The organism is Parasulfuritortus cantonensis (genome assembly GCF_004337445.1).
GTDB classification, from domain to species: Bacteria; Pseudomonadota; Gammaproteobacteria; order Burkholderiales; family Thiobacillaceae; genus Parasulfuritortus; species Parasulfuritortus cantonensis.
This window is the reverse complement of the sequence record NZ_SJZB01000027.1, coordinates 75,387-87,506: the sequence shown is the minus strand read 5'-3', so window position 1 is coordinate 87,506 and position 12,120 is coordinate 75,387. Positions and strand designations below refer to the sequence as shown.

The 12,120-nt window shown below is 66.8% G+C and carries 19 protein-coding genes; 16 read left to right on the top strand and 3 right to left on the bottom strand.

All coding sequences use genetic code 11. The features are described from left to right. Positions 1–24 precede the first annotated feature (24 nt). From EZJ19_RS07285 to EZJ19_RS07240, 10 genes are all read left to right on the top strand, one after another. Positions 25–1,440 carry an RNA polymerase factor sigma-54 gene (locus EZJ19_RS07285; RefSeq protein ID WP_131446117.1) on the top strand — a complete coding sequence of 472 codons (1,416 nt, stop codon included), beginning with the start codon at positions 25–27 and terminating at the stop codon, positions 1,438–1,440. A 25-nt stretch (positions 1,441–1,465) separates the two neighbouring features. After that, positions 1,466–1,783 (top strand): ribosome hibernation-promoting factor, HPF/YfiA family, encoded by a 318-nt coding sequence (hpf, locus tag EZJ19_RS07280; protein ID WP_131446115.1) that lies wholly within the window; start codon positions 1,466–1,468, stop codon positions 1,781–1,783. Positions 1,784–1,826: 43 nt separating this feature from the next. Continuing rightward, a complete protein-coding gene (ptsN, locus tag EZJ19_RS07275) occupies positions 1,827–2,282 on the top strand; it encodes a PTS IIA-like nitrogen regulatory protein PtsN (RefSeq protein ID WP_131446113.1) in 456 nt (151 codons plus the stop codon). Beyond that, entirely contained in the window at positions 2,270–3,229 is a 960-nt protein-coding gene (hprK, locus tag EZJ19_RS07270; protein ID WP_131446111.1) for an HPr(Ser) kinase/phosphatase, read from the top strand. The genes ptsN and hprK overlap by 13 nt, the downstream gene beginning before the upstream one ends. 270 nt (positions 3,230–3,499) lie before the next feature. Next, entirely contained in the window at positions 3,500–4,333 is an 834-nt protein-coding gene (gene rapZ, locus EZJ19_RS07265) for an RNase adapter RapZ (protein WP_131446109.1), read from the top strand. After that, positions 4,330–4,689, top strand: a complete 360-nt coding sequence (locus tag EZJ19_RS07260; RefSeq protein WP_240754692.1) for a NusG domain II-containing protein — start codon at positions 4,330–4,332, stop codon at positions 4,687–4,689. Before rapZ ends, EZJ19_RS07260 begins: the two co-directional genes overlap by 4 nt. Next, a complete protein-coding gene (locus EZJ19_RS07255; protein WP_131446107.1) occupies positions 4,670–5,185 on the top strand; it encodes a Gx transporter family protein in 516 nt (171 codons plus the stop codon). The genes EZJ19_RS07260 and EZJ19_RS07255 overlap by 20 nt, the downstream gene beginning before the upstream one ends. After that, positions 5,182–5,778, top strand: coding sequence for a flavin prenyltransferase UbiX (locus tag EZJ19_RS07250; protein ID WP_131446105.1), 597 nt, complete (start codon positions 5,182–5,184; stop codon positions 5,776–5,778). Before EZJ19_RS07255 ends, EZJ19_RS07250 begins: the two co-directional genes overlap by 4 nt. Positions 5,779–5,807: 29 nt before the next feature. Continuing rightward, positions 5,808–6,437: a 2-polyprenyl-3-methyl-6-methoxy-1,4-benzoquinone monooxygenase gene (coq7, locus tag EZJ19_RS07245; RefSeq protein WP_206199356.1), complete on the top strand. Its 630-nt coding sequence runs from the start codon at positions 5,808–5,810 to the stop codon at positions 6,435–6,437. Then, a complete protein-coding gene (locus tag EZJ19_RS07240) occupies positions 6,434–6,739 on the top strand; it encodes a DUF2322 family protein (RefSeq protein WP_131446103.1) in 306 nt (101 codons plus the stop codon). The genes coq7 and EZJ19_RS07240 overlap by 4 nt, the downstream gene beginning before the upstream one ends. Here EZJ19_RS07240 and EZJ19_RS07235 read toward each other — a convergent pair. Then, complete coding sequence (locus EZJ19_RS07235) at positions 6,727–7,158, bottom strand: OsmC family protein (RefSeq protein ID WP_131446101.1); 432 nt, start codon at positions 7,156–7,158, stop codon at positions 6,727–6,729. The genes EZJ19_RS07240 and EZJ19_RS07235 overlap by 13 nt on opposite strands. Before the next feature lie 152 nt (positions 7,159–7,310). Here EZJ19_RS07235 and rplM point away from each other — a divergent pair, with 152 nt between their 5' ends. From rplM to EZJ19_RS07205, 6 genes are all read left to right on the top strand, one after another. Then, complete coding sequence (gene rplM, locus EZJ19_RS07230; protein WP_131446099.1) at positions 7,311–7,739, top strand: 50S ribosomal protein L13; 429 nt, start codon at positions 7,311–7,313, stop codon at positions 7,737–7,739. An 11-nt stretch (positions 7,740–7,750) separates the two neighbouring features. Beyond that, on the top strand, positions 7,751–8,143 hold the full coding sequence (gene rpsI / locus EZJ19_RS07225; RefSeq protein WP_131446097.1) for a 30S ribosomal protein S9: 393 nt from the start codon (positions 7,751–7,753) through the stop codon (positions 8,141–8,143). Between the two features lie 82 nt (positions 8,144–8,225). Then, positions 8,226–9,254, top strand: coding sequence for an N-acetyl-gamma-glutamyl-phosphate reductase (gene argC, locus EZJ19_RS07220; protein ID WP_131446095.1), 1,029 nt, complete (start codon positions 8,226–8,228; stop codon positions 9,252–9,254). Positions 9,255–9,311: 57 nt separating this feature from the next. Next, positions 9,312–9,653, top strand: coding sequence for an iron-sulfur cluster insertion protein ErpA (erpA, locus tag EZJ19_RS07215; protein ID WP_131446093.1), 342 nt, complete (start codon positions 9,312–9,314; stop codon positions 9,651–9,653). Positions 9,654–9,701: 48 nt separating this feature from the next. Beyond that, positions 9,702–9,899 carry a DNA gyrase inhibitor YacG gene (gene yacG, locus EZJ19_RS07210; RefSeq protein ID WP_131446091.1) on the top strand — a complete coding sequence of 66 codons (198 nt, stop codon included), beginning with the start codon at positions 9,702–9,704 and terminating at the stop codon, positions 9,897–9,899. Positions 9,900–9,979: 80 nt separating this feature from the next. After that, on the top strand, positions 9,980–10,828 hold the full coding sequence (locus tag EZJ19_RS07205) for a DNA ligase (RefSeq protein WP_131446089.1): 849 nt from the start codon (positions 9,980–9,982) through the stop codon (positions 10,826–10,828). On the opposite strand, the gene EZJ19_RS07200 is transcribed toward EZJ19_RS07205, so the two are convergent. Together EZJ19_RS07200 and rpiA are read right to left on the bottom strand one after the other, a co-directional pair. After that, the gene (locus tag EZJ19_RS07200; RefSeq protein WP_206199355.1) at positions 10,816–11,391 is read right to left on the bottom strand and encodes a uracil-DNA glycosylase family protein; all 576 of its coding nucleotides are present in this window, start codon (positions 11,389–11,391) and stop codon (positions 10,816–10,818) included. The two genes, EZJ19_RS07205 and EZJ19_RS07200, sit on opposite strands and share 13 nt — an antisense overlap. A gap of 66 nt (positions 11,392–11,457) precedes the next feature. Then, the gene (gene rpiA / locus EZJ19_RS07195) at positions 11,458–12,114 is read right to left on the bottom strand and encodes a ribose-5-phosphate isomerase RpiA (RefSeq protein ID WP_206199362.1); all 657 of its coding nucleotides are present in this window, start codon (positions 12,112–12,114) and stop codon (positions 11,458–11,460) included. Positions 12,115–12,120: the final 6 nt, after the last annotated feature.

The window sequence follows — 12,120 nt, the reverse complement described above, 5'->3', positions numbered from 1 at the left end:
CCTGACGCGATCGACCCGGCTTCAATGAAGCAGAGCCTGCAACTCAAGCTATCCCACCAGCTCGCCCTGACGCCGCAATTGCAGCAGTCGATCAGGCTGCTGCAGCTATCCACCCAGGAGCTCAACCAGGAGATCGGCCAGATGCTCCAGGAGAACCCCATGCTCGAGCGTGCCGACGATGCCGGCATGGAGAGCGGCCCGGGTGGCAGCGAGGAGCCGGCGCCGGCCGAGACCAGCAGCCAGGAGGTCGCCGATACCGTCTACGACGAAATGGCCTGGGGCGACCGCCACGTGTCGTCCGGCGGCAGCGACGACGATGACGACGACGACCGCGGCTTCCAGCAGAGCGACGAGGAAAGCCGCAGCCTGCGCCAGCACCTGCACAGCCAGCTGGCCATGATTCCGCTCTCGGCGCGCGACCACAGCCTGGTCGCCCTGATGATCGAGGCGCTCGACGAGGACGGCTATCTGGGCGCCAGCCTGGACGAACTGGTCGACATGGTGCCGGAGTCGCTCGAGGTCGACGAGGACGAACTGCTCACCGCCCTGCGCCTGCTGCAGAGCATGGACCCGCCCGGGGTCGGCGCCCGCGACCTGGGCGAGAGCCTGTTCCTGCAGTTGAACGAGCTGCCGCCGGATACCCCTTACCTGGCGGAAGCGAAAGTGCTGGTCAGCCGGCATCTCGACCTGCTCGCCGAGCGCGAGTACGGCAAGCTGAAGCGCCTGCTCGGCATCGACAACGACCGCGACTTCATCGGCGTGCGCCAGCTGATCACCTCCCTGAACCCGCGCCCGGCGGCCAGCTTCGACTCCGGCCGCACCCAGTACGTGGTGCCCGACGTCTTCGTGCGCAAGGTGAAGGGCGAGTGGGTCGTCAGCCTGAACCCGGAAGCGATGCCCAAGCTGCGCATCAACGAGGTGTACGCCAACATACTGCGCCAGAACCGCGGCAGCGGCGGCCAGCTGTCCGGCCAGATGCAGGAGGCGCGCTGGCTGATCAAGAACGTCCAGCAGCGCTTCCAGACCATCCTCAAGGTGGCCCAGGCCATCGTCGACCGCCAGCGCATGTTCTTCGAGCACGGCGAGGTGGCCATGCGGCCGCTGGTGCTGCGCGAGATCGCCGAGTCGGTCGGCCTGCACGAGTCGACCATATCCCGCGTCACCAACCAGAAGTATATGATGACGCCGAGAGGGCTCTACGAATTCAAGTACTTCTTCGGCAATGCGCTTGCCACCGAGGCCGGGGGCGCGGCGTCGAGCACCGCCATCAAGGCCCTGCTCAAGCAGTTCGTCGAGGCCGAGGACCGAACCGGGCCGCTTTCCGACAGCGCCTTGTCCGAGATGTTGGGCAAGCAGGGTTTCGTGGTGGCGCGCCGGACTGTCGCCAAATACCGGGAGCAGATGAACATTCCTCCCGCCAACCAACGCAAGTCGCTGTGACTTGCCCTATAACTCAGGAGCTTTTATGAACCTCAATATCACCGGCCATCATCTGGAAGTGACCCCTGCCATCCGTGGCTACGTGGAAGAAAAGCTCAAGCGCGTGATGCGCCATTTCGACAACGTCATCGACGTCTCGGTCATCCTCAGCGTCGACAAGCTGAAGCACAAGGCCGAAGTGAGCCTGCATACCCCCGGCAAGGACATCTATGTCGAGTCCATCGAGGCCGACATGTACGCCTCCATCGATACGCTGGCCGACAAGCTGGATCGCCAGGTGCTCAAGCACAAGGAAAAGATCAGCGGCCACGGCAACGATCTCAAGCGCCAGGGCGCCGAATAGTCGGATTAGCGTCCCGCCTGCGGGCGGGGCGCGGGAATACGCCATGAATCTCGTATCGCAATTGCTCAAACCGGCCAACGTCCTGCTTGGCCTGGAAGCGGGCAGCAAGAAGCGTCTGTTCGAACTGGCCGGCCAGGCCCTGCAATCGACCGAGGGCGTGCCCGCCAACGAGGTCTTCGAGAGCCTGTTCTCGCGCGAGAAGCTGGGTTCCACCGCGCTCGGCCACGGCATCGCCATCCCGCACGGCCGCATCAAGGGCCTCAAGGAAACCGCCTGCGCGTTCGTGCGCATGAAGACGCCGATCGACTTCGATGCCCCGGACAACCTGCCGGTCGACCTGTTGTTCATCCTGCTGGCGCCGGCGGCGGCGTCCGATCTGCACCTGCAGATACTCGCCGAGTTGGCCCAGATGTTCAGCGAGAAGGAGATGCGCGACCGGTTGCGCGCCGCCCCGGACGCGGAGAGCCTGTCCACCTTGATCCGGGAATGGACGCCCTGATCCATCACGTCTCGGTCGAGGAGCTGTTCAGCCGGGCCGCCGAGCAACTGCGCCTGACCTGGCTGGCCGGGCGCCTCGGCGGTGGTCGCCGGCTCACCTCCGACACCATCCAGAAACCCTCCCTGGCCCTGATCGGCCATCTCAACTTCGTCCATCCGAACCGGGTCCAGGTGCTCGGCTGCGCGGAGATGGACTACCTGCGCAAGCTCGATCCGGAGGCGCTCCAGAAGGCGGTCGACAACCTGTATTCGACGGAACTCGCCGCGGTCGTCGTGGCCAACGACGAGCGCGTCCCCGAGGCCCTGGTCGAGGCGGCCGAACGGACCGAGACGCCGCTGTTCACCTCGCCCGAACAGAGCCCCTTCCTGATGCAGGTGCTGAGCCACCTGATCACCCAGGCCCTGGCGCCGTCGACCATCATGCACGGCGTCTTCCTGGAGGTGCTCGGGCTCGGCGTGCTGATCACCGGCGACCCGTCGGTCGGCAAGAGCGAACTGGCCCTGGAGCTGATCACGCGCGGCCACCGCCTGATCGCCGACGACGCCCTCGAGGTCTATGCGGTGTCGCCGGAGACGGTCGAGGGCCGTTGCCCGACCCTGTTGCAGGACTTCATGGAGGTGCGCGGCCTGGGCGTGCTTAACATCCGGCGCCTGTTCGGCGAAACCGCGGTAAAGCCGAAGAAGAACGTCAAGCTGATCATCCACCTCACCCCGGCCGAGCAGTGGCACACCATCGACCGCCTGGACATGAAGGCGGAGAGCCGCGACATCCTGGGCGTCATGGTGCCCGAGGTGCGCATCCCGGTGGCGGTCGGCCGCAACCTGGCGGTGCTGGTCGAGGTGGCGGTGCGCAACCACATCCTGCGCCTGCGCGGCTTCAACAGTGCCGAGGAGTTCGCCGAGCGCCAGCGGGCCATGATGATGGATCCGAATTTCGGGGTTGATTAGGGCGTGTCCACACCGATTTCACCCATGCATTGCGGCGAAAATGCGATGGATGCAAGGCGCGCGGCGCGGCGAATGGTTATTCCATTCGCAAGCCGTGCAACGCCGCAGACGCGCATTTCTCGCCACAACCCTTCGGGACGGGGGCGCTTTGGGCGCATCCCGGTGTCGCAAGCCGCTCGTTGTGGCTGGCACAACTTCGCGTCTTGCTTCGTGGGCTGCATCCCAAATCGCCCCCGTCGCATGCGCGAAATCGGTGTGGACACGCCCTAAATGCGCCTCGTCGTCATCAGCGGTCTGTCCGGTTCCGGCAAGAGCGTCGCCCTCAAGGCCCTCGAGGATGCCGGCTACTACTGCATCGACAACCTGCCGGCCGACCTCCTGCCCGCCGTCGTCGAACATCTGCGGGCGACCGAATGCCGCGAGCTGGCGGTCAGCATCGATGCCCGCAGCGCCACCAGCCTGGCCCGCCTGCCGGCCGACCTGGGCGGCCTGCGCGAGGCGCTCGACCTCAAGGTGGTGTTCCTGGAGACCAAGGACGACACCCTGGTCAAGCGCTTCTCGGAGACCCGCCGGCGCCACCCGCTGAGCACCGGCGAGCGTTCCCTGACCGAGTGCATCCGCGACGAACGCAACCTGCTCGCGCCCCTGCGCCGGCTCGCCCACCCGCTCGACACCAGCGACCTGTCGGCCAACAGCCTGCGCATCTGGATGCGCGAGTTCTGCCAGATCAGGAGCGCGGCCTTCACCCTGGTGTTCCAGTCCTTCGGCTTCAAGCACGGCATTCCCCTCGACGCCGACCTGGTGTTCGACGTCCGCTGCCTGCCCAACCCGCATTACCAGCCGGACCTGCGCCCGCTGACCGGGCGCGACGCCCCGGTCGTCGCCTTCCTGCGCGCCCAGCCCGCCGTACTGGCGATGTTCGAGGACATCCGCGCCTACCTGGCCAAATGGTTGCCCGCCTACATCGAGGACAACCGCAGCTATTTCACCGTCGCGCTCGGCTGTACCGGCGGCCAGCATCGTTCGGTCTGGTTCGCCGAGACCCTGGTCGAGCACTTCCGGGCCGGCTACCCGGTCCTGGTCCGGCATCGGGAATTGCCTTGATCCGCTGGTACGCCCTGCTGCGGCCGGGCGACTGGCTGATCCTGGCCTTGACCGCGGCGGCCGCCGGCCTGCTCTGGAACCATGGCAGCGGCGGCGACCGGGTCCTCATCAAGCAGGACGGCCGGGTGTTCCTGGACACCACGCCCCGGCTCGACCGCGAGGTCGCCGTGTCCGGCCCGCTGGGCGAGACGGTGGTGGAGATCCGGGCCGGCCGGGTGCGCGTCAAGTCCGACCCCGGCCCGCACCAGGTCTGCGTCAAGCAGGGCTGGCTGATGCCCGGCCAGGTGGCCATCTGCCTGCCCAACCGGGTCAGCGTCGAACGCGGCGTGGTGATCTATGACTCGCTCAACTATTGAGCTGACGGTCACCGACCAGGACCGCCGCATCGCCGCCCTGGCGGCGGCGGCGGTCGGCCTCACCCTGGCCGAGGCGGCCATCCCGCTGCCCCTGCCCGGGGTCAAGCCCGGCCTCGCCAACATCGTCACCCTGCTGGTCCTGTACCGGTTCGGCTGGCGGGCCGCGGTCTGGGTATCGCTCCTGCGCATCGTCGCCGGCGGCCTCGCCCTGGGCACCTTCCTGACCCCGACCTTCGTCATGAGCCTGGCCGGCGGCCTCGCCAGCCTGGCGGCGCTGGGCCTGCTCGTGCACCTGCCCAGGCGCGGCTTCGGGCCGGTCGGCCTCTCGGTGCTGGCCGCCTTCGCCCATATCGGCGCGCAGCTGGGCGTGGTCGCCGTCTGGCTGATGCCGGGCGTCAATCTGCTACCCTTGCTGGCGGTGTTCCTGGCCGCCGCCTGGCTGTCCGGACTGGTCAACGGCCTGGTGGTGGCCGGTTTGCTGGAGAAGACGAGATGAAGAGAGTGACCCTGGCCTGGACCGGCGCCTCCGGCATGGCCTACGGCGTGCGCCTGCTCGACTGCCTGCTTGGCGCCGGTTGCCGGGTCGACCTGCTGGTGTCCCAGGCCGCGCGCATCGTCGCGCGCCAGGAGCTCGACCTCGCCCTGCCGGGCGACACCGGCGAGTTGGCCGCCATGCTGACGGCGCGCCAGCCGGGCGAGTTGCACGTCTACGGCGAGAAGGAGTGGTTCGCGCCGGCCGCCTCGGGCTCCAACCCCGCCGCCGCCATGGTGGTCTGCCCGTGCACCATGGGCAGTCTGGCGGCCATCGCCCACGGCATGGCGGACAACCTGATCGAGCGCGCCGCCGACGTCATGCTGAAGGAGCGGCGGCCCCTGATCCTGGTGCCGCGCGAGACGCCGTTCTCGCTCGTCCACCTCAGGAACATGACCCAGTTGGCCGAAGCCGGCGCCACCATCCTGCCCGCCAACCCGGGCTTCTACCACCGTCCGGCGAGCGTCGGCGAGGTGGTCGATTTCGTGGTCGCCCGGGTGCTCGACCAGATCGGCGTCGCCAACGTGCTCCTGCCACGCTGGGGCGGCGACGTATAATCGCGCCATAGCTGTCACCGGATACCGCCATGCTGCCCATCCCCGATTCCCTGATCATCAACTTCGACAAGGCCCTGCGCACGGTCTTCGCGCCGGCCGCGAGCCGGCGTCCCTATCCCGACGCCGGCGTCGAGGACGCGGAACTGAGCGAGGCCGAGAAGCATCACGCCGCCGGCCTGATGCGGGTCAACCACAGCGGCGAAGTCTGCGCCCAGGCCCTCTACCAGGGCCAGTCGCTCACCGCGCGCAACCCCGAGGCGGCCCAGGCCCTGATCGAGGCGAGCGACGAGGAGACCGAGCACCTGGCCTGGTGCGAGCGGCGCCTGAACGAACTGGGCAGCCGCAAGAGCTTCCTGAACCCGGTCCTGTATGCCGGTTCCTTCGGACTCGGCGTCCTGGCCGGCGCCCTGGGCGACAAATGGAACCTCGGCTTCCTGGCCGAGACCGAGCGCCAGGTCGAGGGCCATCTCGATTCCCACCTGGCCTCGCTGCCCGAGCAGGACGCCAAGAGCCGGGCCATCGTCGAGCAGATGAAGATCGACGAGGTCAAGCATGCCGAGACCGCGTTGGCCCACGGCGGCGCCGACCTGCCGCTGCCGGTCAAGATGGCCATGAAGCTTTCCTCCAAACTGATGACCAAGACGGCGTATTACCTATGAGCTTTGCTGAAGTACTGGCCGGATTGCCGGAAGTCGACCATCTGTCCGGCATCGAGTTGACCGGCCCCGACGGCGAGCAGGAGCGGGTGGAGAACAAGCCCGGCAGCCAGGGCTCGCTGAAGGTGTACCACTACCTGCTGGACAAGTTCGGCGTGCTCGACCGCACGGCGGCGAACGCCGGCCTGATCATGTATGCGGAGCACACCCTGGATGCCCGCGCCAATCCGGGCAAGCATCCCAACATCGACCGCCTGCTGGCCATCGCGGCCGACGGCCGGGCCTGGCACGGTCAGGCGGTCTGAGGCGCTTCCTCGACGATCTCGAAGTCGTGCGTGATCTCGGCCGTCTTGGCCAGCATGATGGTGGCCGAGCAGTATTTCTCGGCCGACAGTTTGATTGCCCGCTCGACCACTTCCGGCTTCAGGCCGCGGCCCTTGACCACGAAATGGAAGTGAATCCGGGTGAACACCTTGGGATGGTCGCCGGCCCGCTCGGCGGTCAGTTCGACCTGGCAGTCGGTGACGTCCTGGCGGCTCTTCTGCAGGATCATGACGACGTCGATCGAGGTGCAGCCGCCGGCCCCCATGAGCACCATCTCCATGGGCCGGGCGCCCAGGTTGCGGCCGCCGATGTCCGGGGCGCCGTCCATGACGACGGCATGGCCGCTGTCCGCCTCGGCCATGAAGGCCATGCCCTCGATCCACTTGACGCGTGCTTTCATGCTCATCTCCTCGTTGCGATGGCCGGATTATCCGGGCTTTGCCGGCGCCGGCCAATGTGTTTGACACGGCCGAGAAATATCCAATAGAATCCGCCTCTTTCCGTAATGCCCGGCCCATGGGTTGTCCAGGGGCCCAGAATCAGGACCGAATCATGAAAACGTTTTCCGCTAAGTCGCATGAAGTCCAGCGCGGCTGGTTCGTGGTGGACGCCACCGACAAGGTGCTCGGCCGGCTGGCCGCCGAGATCGCCCATCGGCTGCGCGGCAAGCACAAGCCCATCTACACCCCGCACTGCGACACCGGCGACTACATCGTCGTGGTCAACGCCGAGAAGATGCGCGTGACCGGCACCAAGGAACTCAACAAGAAGTACTACCGCCACTCCGGCTTCCCCGGCGGTATCTACGAGACCAACTTCGGCGACATGCAGGCCAAGCATCCCGGCCGCGCCCTCGAGAAGGCCGTCAAGGGCATGCTGCCCAAGGGTCCCCTGGGCTACGCCATGATCAAGAAGATGAAGGTGTACGCCGGTGGCGAGCACCCGCACAGCGCGCAACAGCCGCAAGTCCTGGAAATCTGAGGAATCGAATCATGATCGGCAACTACTACTATGGCACCGGCCGTCGCAAGAGCTCCGTGGCCCGCGTCTTCCTCAAGACCGGCTCCGGCAAGATCGTCGTCAACGGCAAGCCCCTGGACGAATATTTCGCCCGTGAAACCGGCCGCATGATCGTGCGCCAGCCCCTGCAGGTCGTCGACCGCGTCGACAGCGTCGACATCATGGTCAACGTCAACGGCGGTGGCGAATCCGGCCAAGCCGGTGCCGTCCGCCACGGCATCACCCGCGCCCTGATCGAATTCGACGCCGGCCTGAAGCCGCCCCTCAAGGCCGCCGGCCTGGTGACCCGCGATGCCCGCGAGGTCGAGCGTAAGAAGGTCGGTCTGCACAAGGCCCGCCGGCGCAAGCAGTTCTCCAAGCGTTAATCGCCTGGACCAGGAAAAGCCGCCGTCAGGCGGCTTTTTTTATGGCTATCATCGCGTACCCGGAATTTCGAGAGGAAAGCACATGATCAAGGCAGGCATCGTCGGCGGCACCGGCTACACCGGCGTCGAACTGCTGCGGCTCCTGGCCCAGCACCCCGAGGTGGCAGTCACCGCCATCACCTCCCGCAAGGAGGCCGGCATGAAGGTCTGGGAGATGTTCCCGTCCCTGCGCGGCCGCCTCGACCTGGCCTTCTCCACGCCCGACGAGGCGCCCCTGAAGGACTGCGACGTGGTCTTCTTCGCCACCCCCAACGGCGTGGCGATGCAGCAGACCCGCGAACTGCTCGACGCCGGCGTCAAGGTCATCGACCTGGCCGCCGACTTCCGCATCCAGGACATCGGCGTCTGGTCGAAGTGGTACGGCATGGAGCACGCCTGCCCGGACCTGGTCGCCGAGGCCGTCTACGGCCTGCCCGAGATCAACCGCGGCCAGGTCAAGGGTGCCCGCCTGATCGCCAACCCCGGCTGCTACCCGACCGCCGTGCAACTGGGCTTCCTGCCGCTGATCGAGGCCGGCGCCATCGACACCAACTTCCTGGTCGCCGACTGCAAGTCGGGCGTTTCCGGCGCTGGCCGCAAGGCCGAGGTGCACACCCTGTTCCCGGAGTCCTCGGACAACTTCAAGGCCTATGCCGTCCCGGGCCACCGGCACCAGCCCGAGATTCGCCAGGGCCTCGCGCGCATGGCCGGCCACGACGTCAACCTGACCTTCGTGCCGCACCTCACGCCCTTGATCCGCGGCATCCATGCCACCCTGTACGCCCGCCTGACCAAGGAAGTCGATCTGCAGGCGCTGTATGAAAACCGCTACGCCAACGAGTACTTCGTCGACGTGCTGCCCGCCAAGGGCCACCCGGAGACCCGCTCGGTGCGCGCCTCCAACCTGTGCCGGATCGCCGTGCACCGGCCCCAGGGCGGCGACACCGTGGTGGTGCTGTCGGTGATCGACAACCTGGTCAAGGGCGCCGCCGGACAGGCGGTTCAGAATATGAATATACTGTTCGGGTTTGCCGAAAACCTGGGCCTGACTCAGATTCCGGTTTCGCCCTGATTGACGCCGGCTGAATTAACCGAGATAATCGCTCAACTATTTTTTGGAGTTGCCAACATGTCCGATATGCCCACCCCCCTGAACTTCTCCGACAGCGCCGCCAACAAGGTCAAGGAACTGATCGCCGAGGAAGGCAATCCCGATCTGAAGCTGCGCGTGTTCGTCACCGGTGGCGGTTGCTCGGGCTTCCAGTACGGCTTCACCTTCGACGAAGTCCAGAACGACGACGACACCAGCATGGAAAAGAACGGCGTCACCCTGCTGATCGATTCCATGAGCATGCAGTACATGATGGGTGCCGAGATCGACTACACCGAGGGCCTGGAAGGCGCCCAGTTCGTCATCCGCAACCCCAATGCCGTGTCCACCTGCGGCTGCGGCTCGTCCTTCTCGGTCTGATACCGGGGCTGGATCGGAGAGGGCGGCGCAAGCCGCCCTTTGTCTTTCATGAGCGAAAAGAAGATCAAGACCGTCGCCTGCCCGACCTGCGGCAAGCCCGTGGAGTGGCGGCCGGAAAACACCTACCGGCCGTTCTGCTCCGAGCGCTGCAAGCTCATTGACCTGGGTGAGTGGGCCGCCGAGCAGTACCGGGTGCCGGCCGAGGAGGGCGGGTCCGGCGACCCGTCCGACAACGGTCGCGGTTGAAGCGGCAAGCCATCCCGGTGAATACGCCCTAAAATCCCCGTCAACGGCCACTGGCCGTCATATACGAATGGGGAACGGGGATGGTAACCATCAGAAGCCTTTGGGCCGGCTTGTGGCTGGCCGTTGCCGGCATTGTCCCGGGCCAGGCGGCGGCCGCGCCGCCCGAGCTGATCCTGGCCGAGGTCTATCGCGACGGCATCGACCCGGCGGCCTACTGGGTCAGTGAAAAGCTCGACGGCGTCCGCGCCTATTGGGATGGCCACGGCCTGTATTTCCGGAGCGGCAACCCGGTGCCGGCGCCGGCCTGGTTCACCCGCGACTTCCCGGCTGAGCCGCTGGATGGGGAACTCTGGCTGGGCCGCGGCACCTTTTCCCGCCTGGCGGGTATCGTCCGCAAGCGCGAGCCGGTGGATGGCGAGTGGCGTCGGGTGCGTTACATGGTGTTCGAACTGCCGGGCGCGCCGGGCGCCTTTACGGCGCGCAAGGATCGCCTTCTGGCATTGGTGCAAGCGGCAGGGCTACCCTGGCTCGAGGCCGTCGAGCAGTTTCGCGTCCGCGACCGCGAGGCGCTCGGGGCCAGGCTCGACCAGGTGGTCGCCGGCGGCGGCGAAGGCCTGATGCTGCATCGCGCCGATGCCCCGTACTCCGCGGGCCGCAACGGCGACCTGGTCAAGCTAAAACCCTATCTGGACCGCGAGGCCAAGGTCGTCGGCCACAGCCCGGGCAAAGGACGGTTCGCCGGCAAGATGGGGGCGCTGCTGGTCGAAGACGAGACGGGCCGCCGGTTCCGCATCGGCACCGGGTTCTCCACGGCGGAACGCGAAAACCCGCCCCCCATCGGCAGTCTGGTCACCTATCGCTACCGTGGCCTGACCGAGGCCGGGCTGCCGCGCTTCCCGGTCTTTCTGCGCCGGCGTCAGGTGTTCTGAGCCGGCGCGAAGACGGCCTGCCAGGCCGGATGCCGGGCGATCAGCGCCAGGGCTTGTCCGAGCAGCGTCTTGCCCGGCTCGATCTTGAACCAGGTCGACAGGCCGGACGGGTGCGGCAACGGGATGGCGTCGGTCTCGTGGCCGAAATAGCGGATCCGGTGCACCTTGCCGATGACATCGTCCAGGCGGGGTGCATGCAGCATCTGGGCGATGGCCAGTTTGCCGACCGGGATGACCAGCTCGGGTTTCATGATGCCGACCTCGGCGCGCATCCACTCGCCGCAGTGGGCGACCTCCTGCGCGTTCGGCACGCGGTCGCCGCCCTTGGGGTTCTTGCCTGGGAAACAACGACATACCGCCGCCATGTAGACCCGGTCCCGGAAGGTCTCCTCGTCAACGCCGATACTGTCGTACCACTTGAACAGCGTCTTGCCGGCGGTCCAGGCGAAGGGCCGGCCGATCTTGCCCTCGTAGGGGCCGGGGCCTGGCCGATCTGGAGTATCCGGGAGGCCACCGGCCGGCCCATGACCACCGGCCCGATCATCTCGGGACAGCGCGTGCAACGGCCCAGCGCAGCTTGGTGGGCCTTGATCAGTACGCCGGGATCGCTCATGCGCGGGCCGGGACGATCAACGCGTCAGCGTCTTGACCCCTTCCGGCGTGCCCATCAGGCAGACGTCCGCGCCGCGGCGGGCGAACAGGCCGACGGTGACGACACCGACGATCTGGTTGATCTCGGTCTCCATGGCCACCGGGTCGAGGATGTTCATGTTGTGCACGTCCAGGATGACGTTGCCGTTGTCGGTGGTGAAGCCGGAACGCAGGACCGGGGCGCCGCCCAGCTTGACCAGTTGGCGGGCCACGTAGGAACGAGCCATGGGGATGACCTCGACGGGCAGCGGGAACTTGCCCATGACGTCGACCAGCTTGCTGCTGTCGACGATGCAGACGAACTTCTTGGCGCAGGCGGCGACGATCTTCTCGCGCGTCAGGGCGCCGCCGCCGCCCTTGATCATGGCCATGTGCGGGGTGATCTCGTCGGCGCCGTCGACGTAGACCTCCATCTCGCCCACTTCATTCAGGTCGAGGACGCGGATGCCGTGCTTCTTGAGACGCTCGGCGGTGGCCACGGAGGAGGCCACGGCGCCGTCGATGCGGCCCTTGATGTGGGCCAGTTCGTCGATGAAGAAGTTGGCGGTGGAGCCGGTTCCCACCCCGATGATGCCGGCCGGCACGTGTTCGATCGCGGCCCGGGCCACGGCTTGTTTCATTTCGTCTTGGCTCATCATGGC